The 19712-nt window shown below is 72.4% G+C and carries 21 protein-coding genes; 16 read left to right on the top strand and 5 right to left on the bottom strand.

Going from position 1 to position 19712, the window contains the following annotated elements:
• A partial coding sequence (locus E1267_RS33125) for a type 1 periplasmic-binding domain-containing protein (protein ID WP_165959937.1) occupies positions 1-367 on the top strand: 367 nt, incomplete at its 5' end.
• A gap of 154 nt (positions 368-521) precedes the next feature.
• On the opposite strand, the gene E1267_RS33120 is transcribed toward E1267_RS33125, so the two are convergent.
• Positions 522-2033, bottom strand: coding sequence for a golvesin C-terminal-like domain-containing protein (locus E1267_RS33120; protein ID WP_132338439.1), 1512 nt, complete (start codon positions 2031-2033; stop codon positions 522-524).
• Between the two features lie 184 nt (positions 2034-2217).
• On the opposite strand from E1267_RS33120, the gene E1267_RS33115 reads away from it, so the two are divergent.
• Genes E1267_RS33115 through E1267_RS33105 form a run of 3 tightly spaced genes read left to right on the top strand, consistent with a single transcriptional unit; the run spans position 2218 to position 5684 of the window.
• Positions 2218-4185, top strand: coding sequence for a family 10 glycosylhydrolase (locus E1267_RS33115; RefSeq protein WP_132338437.1), 1968 nt, complete (start codon positions 2218-2220; stop codon positions 4183-4185).
• A 57-nt stretch (positions 4186-4242) separates the two neighbouring features.
• Complete coding sequence (locus E1267_RS33110; RefSeq protein WP_132338435.1) at positions 4243-5331, top strand: sensor histidine kinase; 1089 nt, start codon at positions 4243-4245, stop codon at positions 5329-5331.
• 47 nt (positions 5332-5378) lie between these two features.
• Positions 5379-5684, top strand: coding sequence for a hypothetical protein (locus E1267_RS33105; protein ID WP_132338433.1), 306 nt, complete (start codon positions 5379-5381; stop codon positions 5682-5684).
• Between the two features lie 33 nt (positions 5685-5717).
• On the opposite strand, the gene E1267_RS33100 is transcribed toward E1267_RS33105, so the two are convergent.
• Together E1267_RS33100 and E1267_RS33095 are read right to left on the bottom strand one after the other, a co-directional pair.
• A complete protein-coding gene (locus E1267_RS33100; RefSeq protein ID WP_165959936.1) occupies positions 5718-6089 on the bottom strand; it encodes a YbaB/EbfC family nucleoid-associated protein in 372 nt (123 codons plus the stop codon).
• A 13-nt stretch (positions 6090-6102) separates the two neighbouring features.
• Complete coding sequence (locus tag E1267_RS33095) at positions 6103-6495, bottom strand: YbaB/EbfC family nucleoid-associated protein (RefSeq protein ID WP_132338429.1); 393 nt, start codon at positions 6493-6495, stop codon at positions 6103-6105.
• 128 nt (positions 6496-6623) lie between these two features.
• Between E1267_RS33095 and E1267_RS33090 the strand changes: the two genes are divergently transcribed.
• From E1267_RS33090 to E1267_RS33055, 9 genes are all read left to right on the top strand, one after another.
• On the top strand, positions 6624-6944 hold the full coding sequence (locus tag E1267_RS33090) for a hypothetical protein (RefSeq protein WP_132338427.1): 321 nt from the start codon (positions 6624-6626) through the stop codon (positions 6942-6944).
• Positions 6941-7864, top strand: a complete 924-nt coding sequence (locus E1267_RS45875; protein WP_220449790.1) for a DUF4258 domain-containing protein — start codon at positions 6941-6943, stop codon at positions 7862-7864. The genes E1267_RS33090 and E1267_RS45875 overlap by 4 nt, the downstream gene beginning before the upstream one ends.
• Before the next feature lie 5 nt (positions 7865-7869).
• The gene (locus E1267_RS33080; RefSeq protein ID WP_132338425.1) at positions 7870-8112 is read left to right on the top strand and encodes a DUF2283 domain-containing protein; all 243 of its coding nucleotides are present in this window, start codon (positions 7870-7872) and stop codon (positions 8110-8112) included.
• Between the two features lie 67 nt (positions 8113-8179).
• Positions 8180-9676, top strand: a complete 1497-nt coding sequence (locus E1267_RS33075) for a sugar ABC transporter ATP-binding protein (protein ID WP_246064410.1) — start codon at positions 8180-8182, stop codon at positions 9674-9676.
• On the top strand, positions 9666-10628 hold the full coding sequence (locus E1267_RS46795; RefSeq protein WP_132338421.1) for an ABC transporter permease: 963 nt from the start codon (positions 9666-9668) through the stop codon (positions 10626-10628). The genes E1267_RS33075 and E1267_RS46795 overlap by 11 nt, the downstream gene beginning before the upstream one ends.
• 13 nt (positions 10629-10641) lie before the next feature.
• Positions 10642-11583 carry a D-ribose ABC transporter substrate-binding protein gene (locus E1267_RS46790; RefSeq protein WP_132338419.1) on the top strand — a complete coding sequence of 314 codons (942 nt, stop codon included), beginning with the start codon at positions 10642-10644 and terminating at the stop codon, positions 11581-11583.
• 12 nt (positions 11584-11595) lie between these two features.
• Entirely contained in the window at positions 11596-11727 is a 132-nt protein-coding gene (locus E1267_RS47460) for a hypothetical protein (protein WP_281283730.1), read from the top strand.
• A gap of 12 nt (positions 11728-11739) precedes the next feature.
• Positions 11740-13299, top strand: coding sequence for an IucA/IucC family protein (locus tag E1267_RS33060; RefSeq protein WP_165959935.1), 1560 nt, complete (start codon positions 11740-11742; stop codon positions 13297-13299).
• Positions 13300-13346: 47 nt separating this feature from the next.
• Positions 13347-14198 carry an alpha/beta fold hydrolase gene (locus tag E1267_RS33055; RefSeq protein ID WP_132338417.1) on the top strand — a complete coding sequence of 284 codons (852 nt, stop codon included), beginning with the start codon at positions 13347-13349 and terminating at the stop codon, positions 14196-14198.
• Between the two features lie 19 nt (positions 14199-14217).
• Here the strand turns inward: E1267_RS33055 and rfaE2 are convergent, their stop codons facing one another.
• Complete coding sequence (gene rfaE2, locus E1267_RS33050) at positions 14218-15633, bottom strand: D-glycero-beta-D-manno-heptose 1-phosphate adenylyltransferase (RefSeq protein ID WP_132338415.1); 1416 nt, start codon at positions 15631-15633, stop codon at positions 14218-14220.
• 147 nt (positions 15634-15780) lie between these two features.
• Between rfaE2 and E1267_RS33045 the strand changes: the two genes are divergently transcribed.
• From E1267_RS33045 to E1267_RS33035, 3 genes are read left to right on the top strand one after another with little or no spacing between them, the layout of a single operon-like run.
• Positions 15781-16851, top strand: coding sequence for a glycosyltransferase family 9 protein (locus E1267_RS33045; RefSeq protein WP_132338413.1), 1071 nt, complete (start codon positions 15781-15783; stop codon positions 16849-16851).
• Positions 16844-17125: a hypothetical protein gene (locus tag E1267_RS33040; RefSeq protein ID WP_132338411.1), complete on the top strand. Its 282-nt coding sequence runs from the start codon at positions 16844-16846 to the stop codon at positions 17123-17125. Before E1267_RS33045 ends, E1267_RS33040 begins: the two co-directional genes overlap by 8 nt.
• Before the next feature lie 38 nt (positions 17126-17163).
• Positions 17164-18756 carry an IucA/IucC family protein gene (locus E1267_RS33035; RefSeq protein ID WP_246064409.1) on the top strand — a complete coding sequence of 531 codons (1593 nt, stop codon included), beginning with the start codon at positions 17164-17166 and terminating at the stop codon, positions 18754-18756.
• A gap of 63 nt (positions 18757-18819) precedes the next feature.
• Here E1267_RS33035 and E1267_RS33030 read toward each other — a convergent pair.
• The coding region (locus E1267_RS33030; protein ID WP_132338409.1) for a sialidase family protein at positions 18820-19712 on the bottom strand (893 nt) is incomplete at its 5' end.

Raw genomic sequence — 19712 nt, 5'->3', positions numbered from 1 at the left:
GGTCTGCGCCGTGGCGGCCGGGGTGCGGGCGTTCGGGGAGGTGGTCGGCGATCCGCACGGGATTTACGGGGTCGGGCAGTGGTTCCCGGGGGGCGGTGGCGAGGCGGCGGTCGGGGTGTCGGAGCGGGAGTTCGTGGCCGCCTACCGGGAGCGGGCCGGCGTGGTGCCCGACTATCCGGCCGTGCAGGCGGTGGCCGCCGCCGCGGTCGCGACCCGCTGCGCCACGCTGGCCGGGAGCACCGGGCGTGCGGCGTTGTGGGGCGTTGCCAGCGCTCTGGAGACCACGACGCTGTTGGGGGCCTTTCGCGTCGATCCGGGCAGCGGGGCGCAGGTCGGGCATCGGGCCGCACTCACCCGCTGGCCGTAGCGGGCCGAACGAATGCCCCGGCCGTGGCGGGTGACCGGTCCTGGCGGGTCGAGCGGGCCGAGCGGGTCGTGAGGGCCGGCCCGCCGTCGTTACGGCGGGCCGGCCCCCCGTGCGGCTCGTGCCCCCGCCAGAGCGGGCACGAACCGCACGGCTCTCAGCGGCTGATCCGTACCGCGTCCGCGATGACGTAGCCGGTGCCCGAGGTCCACCGGCTCACGCCCACGACGTTGTACGTGCCGGCGTTGAGGGAGAAGGTGCCGATGCTGCGCCAGGATCCGCCGCCGGATCTCTGGTCGACGTAGACGGTCTGGTTGCCGCTCGATGTCGCCACGATGTACGGCGCCGAGCTGTTGTACCCGGGATCGGCCGGATACCAGACCTCCACCTGGTACGTGCCCGCGCTGGGGATGGTGGCGGAATACCAGGCCGGGTCGCTGGAGGAGACCGGGTCGGCGAAGCGGTAGTCGGCGCCGTGGCGCTGGCTGGAGAAGGTGGAGGTGCCCCAGTTGGCGCTGGCGGTGAACTGGCCGGCCGTGGCGTTGTCGACGGTCGTCGTGAACGTCGGGGGGTTGCCGCCACCGGTCACGTAGTTCATGTACGTGTTCCAGTTCCAGTTCCTGCCCGGGTCGGTGTGGGTGGCGCCGGGCACTTCGTTGTGCCCGATGATGCCGGTCCGGGTCTTGGGGATGCCGTACTTGTCGCAGAGGTGGCGCGTCAGGGCGGCGGAGGCCCGGTACATGGCGTCGGTGAACCAGGAGGCGTCGTCGACCCAGCCTTCGTGTTCGATGCCGATGGACCGGTTGTTGTAGGAGGAGTTGCCCGCGTGCCAGCCGACGTCCTTGTCGCGCACCATCTGGGTGATGGCGCCGTTGGACGACTTGACCACGTAGTGGGCGGAGACGTTGGAGCTGGGGTTCTGGAACCAGGAGATGGTGCCGGCGTACGAGCCCTGGGTGACGTGGAGGACCACGCGGTCGATGTTGTAGCTGGACTCGCGGTTGGAGACCCGGTAGTTGCTGGAGTGAGCGGCGACCCAGGCGGCCGGGGGGTAGTCGGGGCTGGCCACGGCGCGCGCGTTGAGGTCGCGGGCTTTGGCCAGGTCGCCGCGGTCGGCGGTGACCTCCTGCGGCTTGACCTGTACGCCGCGGATGTCGATGCCGAGGCCGAGGCCTTCGTAGACGGCGTCGGCGTAGAGGCGGGCGAGTTCGGGTGAGGTCGCGTTGCCGTACGCGGCCACGGCCTGGTACCAGCGGCCGGTGTCGGCTCTGGCCGCTTCGTCGAGGCCGAGTTTGTCGGCGTGGGCTCGCAGGACGGCGGCGCCGCCGAGGATGTTGGCCTCGTCGTCGGCGCGCAGCTTGTCGACCGGGAGCTTGGTGAGCTCGGCGGCCTGTTCGAGCGAGTGGTTGGTGGGGTTGCTGACCAGGTGCATCACGCCGTAGCCCCCGCTGGCGCTGGGCTCGCCGCCGTGGCCGTCGAGGTGGGTCTCGGCGTAGGCGAGGGCGACGAGCAGGTCGCGGGGAACGTCGTGTTCGGCGGCCGCGCGGTCGAACGCGGCGGCGAGCGGGTTCTCCTCGGCAGTGGCGACGGCGGGCTGGCCTGCGACGATGAGCAGGACGGCGAGGAGGGAGGTGGCGAGGGCGGCTAATCGCGTGCGAGCGAGAGTCATGGGTGCTCCTCGTTGGGGGTAACGGGGGCACGGTACGACATTTTCCTGACTAATGTCGATAATTGACATTACTTCCTGGTTAAGTGAAACTTTTCGCCCCACCTTTCCGGGAGAGGAGGGGCCCGTGAGATTGGGCCCCTGAAAACTGTTGCGCTTTCGCCGAGTGACGCTGAAACTTCCTTTCGTGACCGCGCTCGTGCGTACCGTCCTGGCGGCGCTCACCGCCGCACTCCTCGGCATCGTGGCCCCCACCCCCGCCCTCGCCAGCGCGTCGGCCAGCGCGTCGGCCGCCTGCGCGACCGACCCCGCGACCCCGAAACGCCAGCTCAGAGCCATGTGGATCTCCTCGGTCGCGAACATCGACTGGCCGAGCCGCACCGGGCTGAGCGTGTCGGCGCAGCAGGCCGAGTTCCGCTCCTGGCTGGACCTGGCCGTACGCAAGCGCATGAACGCCGTGATCGTGCAGATCAGGCCCACGGCCGACGCGTTCTGGCCGTCGCCCCACGAGCCGTGGTCGCAATGGCTGACCGGCACCCAGGGCCGCGACCCCGGCTACGACCCGCTGGCGTTCATGGTGAACGAGGCCCACGCCCGCAACCTGGAGTTCCACGCCTGGTTCAACCCGTACCGGATCGCCAACCACGCCGACCCGAACCGGCTCGTGTCGACGCACCCCGCGCGCAGGAACCCCGGCTGGCGCTTCGCCTACGGCGGCAAGCTCTACTACAACCCGGGCATCCCCGAGGTCCGCGCCTTCATCGAGGACGCGATCATGGACGCCGTCTCCCGCTACGACGTGGACGGCGTGCACCTCGACGACTACTTCTACCCCTATCCGGTCAGCGGCCAGACCATCCCCGACTCCGCCACGTACGACAGGTACGGCGCCGGGTTCGCCACCATCGGCGACTGGCGGCGCAACAACGTCAACCTCCTCGTACGCGAGCTCGGCCAGCGCATCCACGCCGCCAAGCCGCACGTCTCGTTCGGCATCAGCCCGTTCGGCATCTGGCGCAACGCCGGCACCGACCCGCTCGGGTCGCGCACCTCGGGGCTGCAGTCGTACGACGCGATCTACGCCGACAGCCGCGAATGGGTCAAGCAGGGCTGGATCGACTACATCTCGCCGCAGATCTACTGGCACATCGGGTTCTCCACCGCCGCGTACGAGGTGCTCACCGCCTGGTGGTCGGACGTCGTACGGAACACCGGCGTGCGACTCGTCGTCGGCCAGGCCGCCTACCGGGCGGGCGCGTCCGGGGAGGACTCCGCCTGGCAGGACCCGGCCGAGCTGAGCGACCACCTGCACGACAACAGGAAACACCCAGAGGTGGTCGGCGACGTGTTCTTCAGCGCCAAGGACGTCAGGGCCGACCGGATAGGGGCGTTCACCCGGGTCGTGGACGCCCACTACACCAGGCCCGCGCTCCTGCCGGCACGCGGCTCCGGCAGCGCGCCGGGCACGCCGTCGATCACGTCGGCCACGCGGGCCTCCGACGGCGTACGGCTGGCCTGGAACGGCTCGGGCACCGCGTACGCGGTCTACCGGGTGGACGGGGCGCAGTCCGCGGCCGACCCGTGTTTCTTCGCCGACGCCCGCAACCTGGTCACGACGACCCGGCAGCGCACGTTCACGGACACGACCGCCGGCGGCTCGGCCTACACCTACTACGTGAGCGCGCTCAACCGCACCCACCAGGAGGGGACGCCGAGCGCGGGCCGGGTCGTGGAGGCGGGCGGCGGCACGTTCAGCGTCGTCGTCGACAACGCCAGCCCCGGCTTCACCGCCGGCGCGGACTGGGGCACCTCCTCCTTCTCCGGGCAACCGCACGGCACCGACTACCGTTTCGCCGAGCCGGTGGCGGCCAGCGACCCGGCCTGGTTCCGTGCGGCCATCCCCAGCGCGGGCGACTACCGGGTCGAGGTGTGGCATCCGTCGGATCCCGGCTACAACAGCGCGGCCCCGCACATCGTGGCGGCCTCCGGCGGCAACCGCACGGTCTCCGTCGACCAGCGCTCGGGCGGCGGTCAGTGGCGGGTGCTGGGGACGTACACGCTGGCGGCCGGCACCTACGACGTGGTCGGTGTGAGCCGCTGGACCTCCGCCACCGGCTACGTGATCGCCGACGCGGTCCGCATCACCAGGGCGTGACGTCGGGGCGTGCGTTGAAGGGTGGGCAGGCCCGGCCCCCAAACGTACGATGAGCCGGTGGACGGAGCCCGCCCGCGGCCGATCGACGCGATCGCGGTCATGGTCGCGGCAGGCCTGACCGCGGCAACCGGCTACGAGGGTCCGGTGCTGGCGCTCCTGATGGCGTCGGCGCTGCCGGTGCTCTGGATGCGCAGGGCTCCGCTCACGGTCGCGTGGATCGGCGCGGGCACGGCGCTGGCCCTGCCCGTGCTGCTCGTGTTCGCGGGGCCCGCCGTGGTCCCGCCCGCGGGTGCGCCGCTCTGGCCGCCCACGGCCGCGTTCGCCGCATACGCCGCGACGGCCTTCGCCCGCGACAGGAACCGCGGGGCGGCGCAGTGGTTGCCGGTGATCGTCCTCGCTCTCGCGGTGCTGGCGCTGCCCCACGAGATGCCTGTCGTCCTGCGTACGGAGACGGTGATCGCGCTCGCGGTCATGTACGGGACGTACACCGCCGTCCGGGCCCGGCTCCGGCGCGGCCTGGCGGAACGGGCGGAACGGGTCGAGCGCGAACGGCTGGCGGGCGAGATGCACGACGTGGTCACCTACCGCGTGAGCCGGATGGTGTTGCAGGCCGGGATGCTGGCCATGAGCGCACCCGACGACCGGATGCGTACGGCGGCCGAGCAGTTGCGGGCGACGGGCTGCGAGGCTCTCGACGAGTTGCGGCACATGGTGGCGCTGCTGCGGCGCGGCTCGGGCGAGGGCTTCGACCTGGGGTTGCCGCTGCCCGACCTGCGTCCGCTGATCACCGAGTCGGCCTGCGCGGGGGTGCCCGTCGAGCTGGCGGTGACCGGCACGCCCGAGCCGGTGCCCGGCGTGGTGGGGCGGGCGGCGTACCTCGTGGTTCAGGAGGCCCTGACCAACGTGCGCAAGCACGCGCCCGGCGCGGACGCGCGGGTGCAGGTGAGCTACCGGCCGGGAGCGGTACGGCTGAGCGTGGGCAACAGCCCCGGCAGGCCGGACGCCTGGGTCACGGTGAACGACCCGGGCATGGGTTTGCTCGATCTGTGCCGGCACGTGGAGCTGGCGGGCGGCACCATGGAGATCGGCCATGACGCCGACGGCGGCTTCCGCGTCGAGGCGTCCTTCCCCACATCGCGACCGTGAACCGTACTGACGATTCGTCAGCGCACCGAAAGGGCTGGTTTCATCTCATGGAGGTCAACGGGGTGCAGTTCAGCCGCGACCGCCTGCGCGGCCTGGCCGAGGGTATGGGGGACATGGGTGCGGCCGTATCGCACGTCAAGTCCCGGTACGAAGAAGCCCAGGGCGCGATCAGAGCCGCTGTCGGCGGCGACGACTACGGCAAGGCGTACTGGCGCAGCCGCGAGGAACGCCTGGAGAACATCCAGAACGCGTTGAAGCTGCTGGCCGGAGCGCTCAGCGACGAGGAGGACAAGCTCACGAAAGCCTCCGCCCATTACAAGGCCAGTGATGACGCGAGCACCATCGGCGGGTGAGGGCGGTCGACTGGCCCGCCGCGGCGTGATCCGTTAGTCCCAGCCCGCCAGCGCCTGCTCCAGCTCCGCCCGCGCGGCCACGGGGTCGTAGCCGGGGATGGCCTCGCGCAACACCTCGTCGGTCTGCCGCTCCGCGTCGGCGCACGCCTCAGCGATCGCCGCGAGCACCTCGTCGGCCAGATCCTTGCTGCCCAGGCGCATGGCGCGGGGGTCGAACGTGACGTCGAGGACGCGGCCCTCCTGGTCGACCGAGGCCGTCACGTGTCTCGACGGCCCCTTGCCGGTGGCGACGATCTTGTCGAGGTGCTCCTGCGCGGCCTCCATCCGGGCCATGAGCTCATCACCCTGCCTCGCGGGCGCGTCGACATCCTCCTCGTCGCCGGGGGGCTGGTCGAAGCCGTACACGTCTCGCCTCCGTTCAGGAAAGAAGGTCGCGGGCCGCCTGCTCGACCCGCTCACGGACGAACGTCTCATCGAGCGGCTTCGGGAGTGTGTCGGCACGTTCCGAAGCCTCGTCCGCTATCTCCTGCGCCTGGCGCGCGGCCTCCTCCTGCGCGGCGCGCAGCACCGCCGTCACCTGGCCGCCGAGCGTCCGCTCGCCCTGCCGCAGCGCCCGCGGGTCGATCTGCAGGCGCGTCACCCTTCCGTGGCCGTCGGCGGCGGCCTCGATGAGCCCGTCCCTGCTTACCGCCCGGCCCTGAACCTGCCTGATCGCGGTCTGCGCGTCCTTGATGCCGCGAATGACCTCGCGGCTTTTCTGGACGTAGTCGGCCACGTACTCCGCGTCGTCTTCCGGTGCCGGTGGGCGCATGTCTCACTCCGATGGTCATGAGCGAACCATCGGCCATTCTAGCGACCCGGGGGGCGGGGCTTACTGTTGTGCCTCATGTTCCGATAAGTGCCGAAATATTGCCATTGAGCCGCAGTAGTATCCACGGAATGACGGGAATGGAGATGGACCGGGGAGGAACGGGGCAAGATGCCTCCCTGGTCAGTACTCACGCGGAGGAGCACCACGCCGCTCTCAACCCCCTTGCGCAACGCGGGGACGGCACCTCCTCCTTCGGGGACGACGGCACGTTCGGCCTGTTCATCGCCGCGTACGCGGAAAGCCGCGACGTGTCGACGGCAGTGCACCGGGGGCTGTCCACGGTGATGCAGGACACCGGCACCGGCATGCACCTCGCGGTCAGGAACACCAACGACGCCGAGGCCGCGAACGCCGAAGCCTTCAGAGATCCCGGTGCCGCATGGGCATGACCGTACCCCCAGAGGTCAGCGGCTTCATGCCGATGGTGAGCCCCTGGTTCACCATCGACGAGGACGACATGCGGACGGAGAGCGCCGCCTCACGCGCCACGGCCACGCAGGGGGCCTCCGCGGCCGCACAAGGAGAGACGGCGGTACGCGGCGCCGGGCAGCACTACGGCGGCGAGTCCGGCACCGCCCTGCAGGCCCACTGGGACAGGACCGGGCTCAGCGGCGGCCACCTCGACCAGGCCGCCAACGCGGCGAGGCTGGCGCCCGTGGGGCTCGAAGGCGCGGCCAACGTGGTGTCCGGGGTGAAGGTCGCGACCATCGTCCAGGCGGCGCACGCTTCGGTCGACGTCGCCCGACTGCTGGCCCTGGGCGCCGCGGCGGGCGGCACCGCGTTCGCTGTCAGGCGCATCCTCATGGCACGGGCCGCGAATCGGAAGATCAGGAACGAGGGCGTGCAGGGCACGGGCAACGTGCTCGGCCAGTTGCTGCGCCGCCGGGTCACCGAACCGGGCCGCCGCATCCTCGACGATCTCCACCGCCTCAACGGCCCTCGCGGCACGCCCGCCCTGGCGGGCACGGGCGGCCGCAGCGTCCCGATGCGCCCGGCAGGACTGCGTTCGCCGTCCGGCCCCCGCTCCGTCCAGGACGGCATCGCTCAGATGGGCCGCAGGAACGGCGGCAGGGGCAGGGGCAACTCGGGTGGCGACAACAACGGAGGGTTCTTCTCCCGCCACGCACGGCAGCGCCAGGAAGAGCGCAACGTCTCGGAGCAGGACATCAATGAGACCCTGTCGAAGGGAACCAGGAAGCCCGGCAAGAAGCCCGACACGTCGGAGTATGAGAGGGACGACGGACTGGTGGTGATCCGTGGTGATGACAACTTCAAGGTCATCACCACCTTCTGGAGAAGAAAGAAGTAGCAGGCTTGCGGATCGAATACAACGACGAGAACGACGTCGCCTACATCTACCTCGTCGACCACATCAACGCCGGCGAGTCGGCGACCCAGATCCCGGTGGAGGCCGACGAGATCCCGGGATATGTCATCCTCGATATGGACAAGGAGGGCGCCCTGCTGGGGATCGAGATCGTCGGCGCCTCCCGCATCCTGCGCCCCGCGACCCTCTCGGCGGCGCAGAACGACGAAGCGAGCCAGGACCTGACCTGAGGTCCCGGGCCGAGGCCCGCCTCGCCTTCCTGGGTTCGTCGCCCCCCTGAGAGGAAAGGGCTCCTGTGTGAGCCAGGAGATTCTCAGGGCCGAAGGACTGCGGAAGACGTTCCCGGGTGTGGTCGCGCTCGACGGCGTCGACCTGAGCCTGCGCACCGGTGAGGTGCACGTGCTGCTGGGTGAGAACGGCGCGGGCAAGAGCACGCTGATCAAGATCCTTTCCGGGGCCTACCATCCGGACGGCGGCCGGGTGCTCATGGACAGCAGGCAGGTGCACATCCGCTCGGCGGGCGACGCGCAGCGGCTCGGCATCGCGACCATCTACCAGGAGTTCAACCTCGTCCCGCAGCTCACGGTGGCGGAGAACCTGGCGCTCGGCCGGCCGCCGCGCAGGTTCGGGTTCGTGGACGTCAGGCGTATGGAGCAGCAGGCGGGCAGGCTGCTCGAACGGGTCGGCGTGGACGTGGATCCGCGCACTCCGACCGCCAGGCTCGGCATCGCCCGCATGCAGATGGTGGAGATCGCCAAGGCGCTGGCGCTGGACGCGCGCGTGCTCATCATGGACGAGCCGACCGCGGTGCTCACCACGAGCGAGGTGGCCAGGCTGTTCGCGATCGTCAGGCAGCTTCGCGACGAGGGCGTGGCCGTCGTGTTCATCACCCACCACCTGGAGGAGATCGCCGAGATCGGCGGCCGGGTGACCGTGCTGCGGGACGGCAGGTCCGTGGCCGAGGTGCCGGCGAACACCCGGCGGGACGAGCTGGTCGGCCTCATGGTCGGGCGGCCCATCGACCAGCAGTACCCCCGCCGGCCGGCCGAACGGGGGGAGCCGCTGCTGGAGGTGCGCGGGCTGACCCGGCGGGGCGTGTTCGACGACGTTTCGTTCGAGGTGCGGGCGGGCGAGGTGGTCGGCATGGCCGGACTCGTGGGGGCGGGCCGCACGGAGGTCGCCCGCGCGCTGTTCGGCGCCGACCGCTATGACGCGGGCCAGGTGTTCGTACGCGGCCGGCCGCTGCCCCCGGGCGACGTGCACGCCGCCATGGAGGCGGGGCTCGGCCTGGTACCCGAGGACCGCAAGGCCCAGGGCCTGGTGCTGGGCGCGGACGTCGCCGAGAACCTGGGGCTGGTCACCATGCGGGACGCCACGCGGGCCGGGTTCGTCGACCGGCCGGGCCTGCGCAGGACCGCCGCCAAGGTGGCCGAGCAGCTCGGCATCCGGATGACCGGCCTGAGCCAGGAGGTGCGCACGCTCTCCGGCGGCAACCAGCAGAAGGTGGTCATCGGCAAGTGGCTGGCGGCCAACGCGAACGTGCTCATCCTGGACGAGCCGACGCGCGGCGTGGACGTCGGGGCCAAGGTCGAGATCTACCAGCTCGTCAACGCGCTCACCGCCGCCGGTGACGCGGTGCTCATGATCTCCAGTGACCTGCCGGAGGTGCTCGGGATGAGCGACAGGATCCTCGTCATGGCGCGGGGACGGCTCGTGGGCGAGCTGCCCGCCGCCGAGGCGACGCAGGACGCCGTGATGGCGCTGGCGACCACGGAGACCTCCCATGTCCGCTGACGTGCTCCCGCGCCGCTCGCCGGCCGCCGCGTGGCTCGCCGAGAACGGCGCGGTGGTCGCGCTCGTGGTGCTGGTCGTCGCGCTGTCGCTGCTGTCGGGCGACTTCCTGAGCCTGACGAACCTGCTCAACGTCGGCGTCCAGGCCGCCGTCACCGCGATCCTGGCGTTCGGGTCGACGTTCGTGATCGTGACGGGCGGCATCGACCTGTCCGTCGGGTCGGTCGCGGCGCTGTCGGCGATCTCGCTCGCCTGGACCGCCACCTCCGCCGGGCTGCCGTGGCCGCTGGCCACGCTGGTGTCGCTCGCTGTGGGCATCGCGTGCGGGCTGGTCAGCGCGGCACTCATCGCGTACGGCAAGCTGCCGCCGTTCATCGCCACGCTGGCCATGCTCGGCATCGCCCGTGGCCTGGCCCTGGTCGTCTCGGAGGGCAGCCCGATCGCGATGCCCGACGCCGTGTCGGAGCTGGGCGGCACGATCGGCGCGTACCTGCCGATCCCGCTGATCGTGATGGTCGTCATGGGCGTGATCGCGGCCGTGATCCTCAACAGGACCTATCCGGGCCGCGCCATGTACGCGATCGGCGGCAACCAGGAGGCCGCGCGGTTGTCGGGCATCAAGGTGGACCGGCAGTTGCTCATCACGTACGCGCTGTCCGGGGGGTTCGCCGCGGTGGCCGGGATCGTGCTGGCCAGCCGCCTGGCGTCGGCGCAGCCGCAGGCGGCGGCGGGCTACGAGCTGGACGCGATCGCGGCCGTGGTGATCGGCGGCGCGAGCCTGTCCGGCGGTAAGGGCCGGGCGCTCGGCACGCTGGTCGGCGCGCTCATCCTGGCCGTGCTGCGCAACGGGCTGAACCTGCTGTCGGTGTCGGCGTTCTGGCAGCAGGTCGTGATCGGCGTGGTGATCGCGCTCGCGGTCCTCGTCGACACCCTGCGGCGCAGAGGTACCAACTAGGAGGGGATAGGTCATGCGCAATCCCGCGATCATCATGGCCGCGGCCGTGCTCGGCCTGGCCGCGTGCGGCTCGGCCGGTGGCGGCGGCGAGGGTGGCGGCGCGGGGGGTGGTGAGCTGGAGCTCGGCATGTCGGTGTCGACGCTGAACAACCCGTACTTCGTCCAGCTGCGCGACGGCGCGCAGGCCGAGGCGAAGAACCTCGGGGTCACGCTCACCGTCACCGACGCCCAGAACGACGCCTCGCAGCAGGTCAACCAGGTCCAGAACTTCACCAGCCAGAACATGAAGGCGATCATCATCAACCCGGTCGACTCCGACGCGGCCGCGCCGGCGGTCAAGGCGGCCGAGCGGGTGAACATCCCGGTCGTCGCGGCCGACCGCGGCGTCACCGGAGCGGAGGTGGCGCAGACGGTGGCCTCCGACAACGTGGCGGGCGGCAAGATGGCCGCGCAGGCGCTGGCCGAGCAGCTCGGAGAGAAGGGCCAGGTGGCCGTGTTGCAGGGCACGCCCGGCACGTCCGCCTCGCGCGACCGCGGGCAGGGGTTCGCCCAGGGCGTCGCCGCGTACCCGAACATCAAGGTCGCCGCCAAGCAGCCGGCCGACTTCGACAGGACCAAGGGCCTGGACGTCATGACGAACCTGATCCAGTCGCATCCCGGCGTCACCGGCGTGTTCGCGGAGAACGACGAGATGGCGCTGGGCGCGATCAAGGCGCTTGGGGCCAGGGCGGGTCGGCAGGTCAAGGTGGTCGGCTTCGACGGCACGCCCGACGCGCTGAAGGCGGTGCGGTCCGGCACCATGGCCGCCACCGTGGCGCAGCAGCCGAAGTTGCTCGGCAAGCAGGCGGTGGAGGCGGCCGTGCGGGTCGCCAAGGGCGAGACGGTGCAGAAGTCGGTCGCGGTGCCGGTGAAGGTGGTGACGAAGGAGAACGTGGCGGACTTCGAGACCTCCTGAGGAGGCCAGGCGGTGGCGCCGCCGTCGATCACGTGGTCGTGGCCGACGACGAACGACGACTCGGGCGACGACAACCACAGCGCCGCGGTGGCCCGCCCCGCCGGGGCAGGTGCCAGGGTCCGGGACATGCTGGACGGACGGTAGGAGAAGCTCGCCATGGCAACCACTGACGGCCTCCTCCCCCCGGCCGGCCGGGGCGAAGAGGACGCGGACGCCGACGACCTCGCGGTGACGGCGCTGCTCAACTGCCTGCTCCGCGAGCTGGCCAGGCCCGAAAGCCCGGAGCCGGGCACGTACGCGCTGCCCGCGACCGGCCGCGTGCTGCGGGTCAGCGGCGAACGCCACCCCGGCGCTCCCGCCCTGCGCACGCCCGGCGGCTGGCGTGAGCTGTCGCTGGGCGAGCTGGTCACGCTGGTCTCCGCCGAGCTGGGCGCGGCCACGGGGGTCGGCAACGACACGCTGCCCGCCGAGATCCTGCACAGCCGGGACGTCACGGCCGCGCTGCTGGCCGCCAGGCGGACCGCCACGCCGCCCGCGGACCCGTACCTGCGCTCCGAGCAGGCCCTGGTGGCGGGCCACCGCTACCATCCCGCGCCCAAGGCGCGCGGCGGGTCGGGCCCTCGGGCGTGGTTGCGGTACTCGCCGGAGGCGCACGCGAGCTTCGCCCTGCCCCTGCTCGGCGTTCCCGCCGAGGACCTGGTCGAGCAGGGTGACACCGCCGCCCTCGACCACCTCGGGGCCGCGACCGGCGGGCTGGTGGCGTTGCCGGCCCATCCCTGGCAGGTGGAGCTGCTGGGCGGGCTGCGCGGCGGGCGGCTGCGTCACCTCGGGGTGACGACGGCCGTGGCCGTGCCGACGGCGTCGATCCGCACGGTGTACCTGCCGGAGCCGGACCTGTTCTGCAAGTTCAGCCTGGACGTACGCATCACGAACGACGTCCGCCGGCTGTGGCTGCGCGACCTGCGCCGGTTGCCCGTGGTGGCCGGCGCGCTCGACCGGGCCTTCGACGACCTGCCCCGCCACCTGTCGCGCCCGGCCGTGCTGCGCGACCGCGGCTACCGCAGCGCCCGGCTGGGCTCGGACGGTGGCGAGGCGCTGGCGGTGATCGTCCGCGACGGGCTGCGCGAGCACGTCCGTCCCGGTCTGACGGCGCTCCTGGCGGCGGCGATCGCCGAGGGTTTCCCCGGCAACCCGCTCGACGGGCTGGGCGAGGAGCAGGCGCTGGCGTGGTGGTGCCGCTATCTCGACCACGTGGTGCCCCCGCTGCTGCACGCCTACCTGCGCCACGGGGTCGTGCTCGAATGCCACCTGCAGAACGTGCTGGTCGCGGTGGACGGGCAGGGCATGCCCGCGCAGGCCGTCTTCCGCGACCACGAGGGCGTCAAGCTGGTCGCGGACCGGCATGCCGCGCTCACGGACGCGCCGCTGGTGACGCGCTCCTACGCCTGGGAGCGGCTGGTGTACTGCCTGGTGACCAACCATCTGCAGGAGATCGCGGGCGCCGTCGCGGCCCGGCATCCGCGGTTGCGCGCCGAGTTGTGGGCGCGGGCGAGGGCCGTGTTCGCCGCCGCGGACGATCACGGGGAAGTGCGGGAGTTGTTGTCGGCGCCGTACGTGCCGGCCAAGGCCAACCTCACGCTGCGCTGGCTGGGCGCCGACGGCGGGGACATGAGGTGTGTGCCCGTCCCCAACCCGTTGAGACTCTTTACGCCATAAGCTATTGTCGCAAGGCAACATTTTACGGCGTATGGAATGGAGTCACCATGGTGAAGGCGACACTGCACGACGGCAGCACCATCGACGTGGAGGTGCACGGCACCGGCCCGGCACTGCTGCTGCCCGCCGACCCGGCCCCGGTCGAGGGAGACCGAGCCGAGGAGCTGCGGAAGTGGGGCGCCGACCCCGCGCTCGGGCGCTCGCTCATCGACGGCCTCCGCGACGCCTTCCAGGTCATCGCCTTCGACTACCAGGGGCATGTCATGGCCACGCCCAAGCCCGGCACCCTCACGCCCGCCGCCGTCACGGCCGACATGCTGGCCGTGGCCGACGCGGCGGGAGCCGGGCGGTTCGCGTATTACGGCTACTCGTGGCTGGCGGTGAACGGGTTGCAGCTGGCGATCAGGACCGACCGGCTCTCGGCGCTCGTCATGGGCGGCTTCCCCGCGTACGGGGCGCCGTACGCCGAGATGTCGCGGGTGACGCGGGCGACGTACGACCTGGCCACCGGGCAGGGGCCGACGCCAGAGCCCGAGCGGACCGGCACGGGCGACGAGTACGACTGGTCGACGGCCCGGGTGTCCACGACCGAGGAGCAGACCCGGCAGTTCGTCACCCTCTACGAGGAGTTGCAGGGGTTCGACGACAAGGCCGTGCGCCTGTCCTGCCCGCGGCTCTGCTTCGCCGGCTCGGCCGACGAGATCCGCTACGACGAGCGGTGGGGCGGCACACACGTCAGCATCGGCGGCACGCTGACCCGGCACAAGGACGAGCTCGAAGCCCTCGGCTGGGACGTCCAGGTGCTCGACGGGCTCGACCACATGTCGGCCATGCACGCGGCGACCGTGCTGCCGATCCTGCGCCCGTGGCTGGCCAGGGCGCTGGCGGTCCGGCTCTGAGCCGTGCCGCAGGCCACCCTCAGGGCATCGCCCGCATGCGGCCGATGATGGCGGTGGACGACCGGTCGCGTACGTAACCGAGCACGCGCACCTCGCCGCCCAGCGAGCGCACCAGCGGGGCCTCGGAGAGCATCTCCGGCGTGTAGTCGCCGCCCTTCACGTAGATCTCTGGCCGGACCATCTTGAGCAGCCGCTCGGGCGTGTCCTCGTCGAACTCGGTCACGTAGTCGACGTCGTTGAGCGCCGCCAGCACGGACATGCGGTCCTCGCACGGGTTGACCGGGCGTCCAGGGCCCTTCAGCCGGGCCACGCCCGCGTCACTGTTGACCGCCACCACGAGCACGTCGCCGAGCCGCCCCGCCTCCTCCAGGTAGGCCACGTGCCCCCGGTGCAGCACGTCGAAGCAGCCGTTGGTGAACACCACCCGCTCGCCCCTGCGCCGGTGCTCGTCCAGCAGCTGGGCGAGGCTCTCCGCCGACTGCACCGTCCCCTCGTGGCGGCGCAGCGCGCGCATCAGCTCGTGCCGGGTGCAGACGGCCGTCCCCTGACGCCGTACGACGACGCCGGCCGCCGCCTGGCCCGCCTCCGCGGCCTCCTCGGGCGAGGCTCCGCCCGCCAGCCAGAGCGCGAACGCGGCGGTGAAGGTGTCGCCCGCGCCCGTCGCCATGTGCTGCGGCGCGGGCCTGGCGTACGTCCGGTACGGCGGCCGGCCGCGCCTGTGCAGCAGCGTCCCCTCACCGTCGAGCGTGGTCACCACGATCCCGGCCCCCGTCAGCTCCAGCAGCCGCCCGGACCTGGCCGACAGGTAGGCCGGCCGGTCGGGCGGGTCCACGCCGTCGTCGAGCAGGCGTACGACCTCGGCGAAGTTCGGCAGCACCGCGGCCGGCCCGCACTCCCGCCAGGCGGCCACCGCGTGCGCGTCCACCACCAGCAGGGGCACCCCGGCGAGGGATCGGCGCACGTCCGGGGTGAACACGCCGCCCCCGTAGTCGCACGCGACCACCACGTCGGCCTGCGCGGCGGCGGCGGCCAGCCGCCGGAGCAGCGCGCGCTCCGCGTGGCCGGGGATGCCGTCGAGGTCCTCCTCGTCGTAGCGCGCGGTCAGCTGGCCGCTGGTGACCAGCCGCCGCTTGTGCGCGGTACGCCGTCCGGGCACGGTCACCAGGTCCGTCCCGACGCCGCGCAGGTGCAGCGAGCGCACCAGCGTCCCGCCGCATTCGTCGTCGCCCACGACGCCGACAAGCCGGACGCGGGCCCCCAGCGCCACCAGGTTGGCGGCGGTGTTGGCGGCGCCGCCAGGAGCGTCCACGGTGCTTTCCAGGCTCATCACGGGCACCGGAGCCTCCTGCGCCAGGCGCTTGGCCGAGCCGTGCAGCCACGAGTCGAGCATGACGTCGCCGACGACCGCGGCGCTGATGACCCGCTCTGTGCCCATGAGTAGCGCTTACCAGCACAAGGCCAGGTCAAACCAGCGATGGAGTATTCGCCCGGGTGTTACGGGCATGGCGTCCCGGGGTAGCCAGGCGGCTATGCAGCGCCCTTCCGCACACCACGCGCCCGGCCTTCCCGTACGGGAGGCACGATGACGGCGATCGTCGGCGGGGTGGAGCGGATCGCGGTGCTGCGGGCCAACGCCCTCGGCGACTTCCTGCTGGCCGTGCCGGCGCTCGATGCGCTCAAACGGGCCTACCCCGGCGCGCACCTGACGCTGCTGGGCACCTCGTGGCACTCAGAGTTCCTGGCCGGCCGGCCGGGGCCCGTGGACGACGTGGTGGCCCTGCCACCGATCTCGGGCGTGTCCACGGCCGAACCGGGGCACGCCACGCCCGACCGGCTGCGCGAACGGCTGCGCAGACGCCGGTTCGACCTGGCGGTGCAGATCCACGGCGGCGGCCGCTTCTCCAACCCGTTCGTACGCCTGCTGGGCGCCAGGGTGACCGCGGGGATGCGTGCACCCGGGGCCGAACGGCTGGACCGCTGGGTGCCGTACACGGACTATCACCACGAGACGCTGCGTTTTCTGCAGGTCGCCGCGCTGGTCGGCGGGGTCGCGGGCGGGCTGGAGCCTCGGGTGACGCTCACCGCGGCCGACCGCGCGGAAGCGGCGGACGTGCTGGGCGAGCCGCCGCCGGGGCTGGTGGCCGTGCACCCGGGAGCGCGCGACCCGAGGCGGCGCTGGCCCGTTGAGCGGTTCGCCGAGGTCGCCGACCGGCTGGGCAGGCCGGTCGTGGTGACGGGCACCCGCGAGGAGGAGGACCTGGTCCTGGGCGTGGTCGAGGCGATGCGGCGGCCCGCCGTCGCCGTCGTCGGCGCACTCGGCATCGGCGGGCTGGCCGCGCTGTACGAGCGCTGCGACCTGCTGGTGGCCAACGACACGGGCCCCCGCCACCTGGCCGCCGCCGTCGGCACGCCCACCGTCGGCATCTACTGGTGCGGCAACCTGATCAACGCCGGGCCGCTCAGCAGGACCCGCCACCGCCCGTTGGTCTCCTGGACCACGGCCTGCCCGCGATGCGGCGCGAGCGGCGTCGACCCGGCCGCGCAGCGCTGCCCGCACGACCGGTCGTGGGTGTGCGACGTCTCGGTCGAGATGGTGATGGAGCAGGCGGAGGATCTGCTCGCCGGACCTACGGGGGATGAGGCCGATGACTGACCACGCCGTACGCGACGAACTGCAGCAGGCCATCGACGAGGCGTTCCGCGGCCGTGACCGGGTGGCGATGCGGGAGGTGTACTCGGCGGTGTCGCAACACGTGAACCTGCCTGCCGACGTGCTCACCCACCTCAACGAGCTCCCCGAGGGCGACTACAGCAGGCAGGGCCTCGCCCGCGCGATCAACGAGGTCATCACGCGCAGGGGCGAGCAGGACAGCCTCGGGCTCCTGGACGTGCCCGCCGGCTCGGAATCTCGCGAACCGGGGGCGTGACGGGTCCCTGACCGGCGATCGCCGGGTAGCTACGGGACATGATGCGACATGTACGGAAAGCGGAGGCCGCGTTCGAGGCCGAGCTGGCCGCCGTACGGCCGGAGCTCTCCGCGCCCTATGCCGCCGCTCTGCCAGGCGCCAGGGCCGCCGTGCTCGGACGCCTGTGGCGCAGCCTGCTGTACGAACCGCTGCCCGGCCTCGCGGCACCGACTACGGACGTGGCTACGAACGCGGGCGGGCAGGCGTGCGTGCCGCTGGCGGACGGGCGGCGGTTGCGAGGGCGGGCGCGGCAGCCGTACGACCTCGAAGGCGAGGCCGCACTCTGGCTCGACGGCAGGCCGTACACGCACCCGGCCGAACTGCTGGCCGCCCTCGCCCTGCCCGGCACCACCCGGCTGGTCGAGGACCTGGACAACAGCGTCGCCTCGCTGGCCCTGTCGCGCGCCGCCGCCAGGGCCGGACCCCGCCCCCTGGACACGCCGGAGGACTACGAGCAGAGCGTCGTCGACGGGCACCCGTACCATCCGGGTTGCCGCAACCGTCCCGGCGTCTCCGTGGCCGAGCAGCTCGCGTACATGCCGGAGCACCGCACCACCGTCGCCCTCGACCTGGTCGCGCTGCCCGCCGCCGAATGCCTGGTCACGGGGGCGTGGCCGGGCGCGCTCATGGACGGCGACCGGCTCCTGCTCCCCCTGCACCCCTGGCAGACCCGCCATGTCCTGCCCGGCCTGGGTCTGCGCCCGTACGCGACGGGGGCGATCCCGGCCCGGCCGCTGACGTCCGTACGGACGCTCGCCCCCGTGGACGGCGGCCCGCACGTGAAGACGGCGTTCAGCACCCGGATGACCTCAAGCGTCAGGGACATCTCCCCCGGCTCCGTACGCGACTGCGTCCCCCTGTCACGCCTGCTCGCCACGTTGTCAGGGCGGCGGGGTGGCCGTCCCGCCGTCGCCGGCTACCTGGCGGGGGCCGCCGCGCGGATCGACGGCGAGCACAGCGCGGACCTGTCCGCCATGCTGCGCGAGCCCACCCCGCGCGCCGGCGCGGAGACCGTGCTGCCCGTGGCGGCGATCACCCGCGAGATGGCCCGCGACCCGGTCGCGTGGCTGTCGGCGTTCGCCAGGGCGGCTCTGGAGGACGCGCTCGGGCTGCTCTCCCTGGGCGTGGCGCTGGAGGCCCATGGGCAGAACCTGCTGGTCGCGCTCGGCCGTGGCGGCCTGCCGTACCGGCTGATCTACCGGGACCTGGCCGACGTCAGGATCAGCCCCGCCCGGCTCGCCCGCAACGGGACCGACACTCCCCAGGTCGGCCCCAGGCTGCTCACCGACGACCCGGACGTGCTGCACGGCAAGCTCCTCGGATCGCTCGTCGGCACCACGTTCGGCAGCCTGGTCGCGCTGCTCGGACGGCGCGACCGCGCCGCCGAGTCGCGGTTGTGGGACGTCGTGGCCGCCGCCGCGCACAAGGTGCTCGACGAGCTCCCCCGCACACCGGACGCGGACGCCGACCGCGACGCCGTGTTCGGTACGCACCTCGCGGCCAAGGCCCACCTGCTCGCGCAGCTCGACGACGCGCCGCCCGGCGACCGCTGGACCCGGCTGCCCAACCCGCTCGCTCAGAGGACGTCGTAGATCAGGTGCGTCCGCCGCCAATGATCCGGGGCATGCCGGTAAGACCCGATCCACCGCCGGAACTCATCGCTGACGCACCAGTTCACCGATCGGGATCCGGCGGAAGGCGATGCTCTCGTACGGCCCCGAGCCGCCGGTCTCGAACAGCAACCCCACCGTCTCCGCGTCCAGCCTGACCAGGTCCGAGTAGGCCGCGGGCGAGCCGGACACCGTGTGCGCGACCCGCCAGGTGACGCCGTGGTCGTCGCTGGCGCGTACCGTCATCGACGCCCGCGCGTCCGGCGCGGCCGGACCCGAGAACAGCAGCACGTCCGGCGGCCCGCACCAGAGCACGCTGCCCTCCACCACCGGCCCCACCAGAGCGGGCTGCGGCTTGAACGGCTGCTCCAGCGTCTGCCCGCCGTCGGAGGAGTAGGCGTCGGCCCTGGTGCCGGGGGCGGCGGAGTCGGTGCGGGTGTTGAGGTAGACGCGTCCGCCGGGCAGCTCGGCCGCGGTGGTCTCGTTGACGTTGACGTAGCCGTCGGGGTCGTCGTCGACGTAGCCGATGCGCCACGTCCGGCCGCCGTCGTCGCTCAGCAGGCAGTGGCCGCCGTCGTACTTGCCCTCGGTGCCGTCGTCGGCGCCCTCCGGCGGCAGCGAGTGGTTGGCGGGCACCACGATCCGCCCCGCGTGCGTGCCGTGCCGCAACTCGACGGCGTGACCCGGGGTCGTCGCGTACCAGCGCCACTCCGGGTCCTTCACGCTGTCGGTGATCTCGCGGGGGCGCGACCAGGAGACGCCGTCGTCCTCGCTCTCCTGGACGAACACCCGCCGCCCCTCAGCCGCCTCCACCTCGCCCCGCCTGATCCGCCCCTCGGTGGCCGACGGGCCCTGCCTGACGAACACCAGCACGATCCTGCCGTCGTCCAGAACCACCGGCGCCGGATTGCCCGCGGTGCCGCGGCGCGGCTCCGTGG

It is taken from the genome of Nonomuraea longispora, from assembly GCF_004348345.1.
Classification (GTDB): Bacteria; Actinomycetota; Actinomycetes; order Streptosporangiales; family Streptosporangiaceae; genus Nonomuraea; species Nonomuraea longispora.
Note: the sequence above shows the minus strand (reverse complement) of the source record. Positions and strands in the feature narration are given on the sequence as shown.

What these genes read in the sequence shown, in the direction of transcription:
- E1267_RS33095 (WP_132338429.1), bottom strand. Translation starts at nt 6,495, where the DNA reads ATGCGCCCACCGGCACCGGAAGACGACGCGGAGTACGTGGCCGACTAC.
- E1267_RS33120 (WP_132338439.1), bottom strand. Translation starts at nt 2,033, where the DNA reads ATGACTCTCGCTCGCACGCGATTAGCCGCCCTCGCCACCTCCCTCCTC.
- rfaE2 (WP_132338415.1), bottom strand. Translation starts at nt 15,633, where the DNA reads ATGGGCACAGAGCGGGTCATCAGCGCCGCGGTCGTCGGCGACGTCATG.
- E1267_RS33035 (WP_246064409.1), top strand. Translation starts at nt 17,164, where the DNA reads ATGATGCGACATGTACGGAAAGCGGAGGCCGCGTTCGAGGCCGAGCTG.
- E1267_RS45875 (WP_220449790.1), top strand. Translation starts at nt 6,941, where the DNA reads ATGACCGTACCCCCAGAGGTCAGCGGCTTCATGCCGATGGTGAGCCCC.
- E1267_RS33055 (WP_132338417.1), top strand. Translation starts at nt 13,347, where the DNA reads ATGGTGAAGGCGACACTGCACGACGGCAGCACCATCGACGTGGAGGTG.
- E1267_RS33105 (WP_132338433.1), top strand. Translation starts at nt 5,379, where the DNA reads ATGGAGGTCAACGGGGTGCAGTTCAGCCGCGACCGCCTGCGCGGCCTG.
- E1267_RS33040 (WP_132338411.1), top strand. Translation starts at nt 16,844, where the DNA reads ATGACTGACCACGCCGTACGCGACGAACTGCAGCAGGCCATCGACGAG.
- E1267_RS33060 (WP_165959935.1), top strand. Translation starts at nt 11,740, where the DNA reads ATGGCAACCACTGACGGCCTCCTCCCCCCGGCCGGCCGGGGCGAAGAG.
- E1267_RS33090 (WP_132338427.1), top strand. Translation starts at nt 6,624, where the DNA reads ATGACGGGAATGGAGATGGACCGGGGAGGAACGGGGCAAGATGCCTCC.
- E1267_RS33045 (WP_132338413.1), top strand. Translation starts at nt 15,781, where the DNA reads ATGACGGCGATCGTCGGCGGGGTGGAGCGGATCGCGGTGCTGCGGGCC.
- E1267_RS46795 (WP_132338421.1), top strand. Translation starts at nt 9,666, where the DNA reads ATGTCCGCTGACGTGCTCCCGCGCCGCTCGCCGGCCGCCGCGTGGCTC.
- E1267_RS46790 (WP_132338419.1), top strand. Translation starts at nt 10,642, where the DNA reads ATGCGCAATCCCGCGATCATCATGGCCGCGGCCGTGCTCGGCCTGGCC.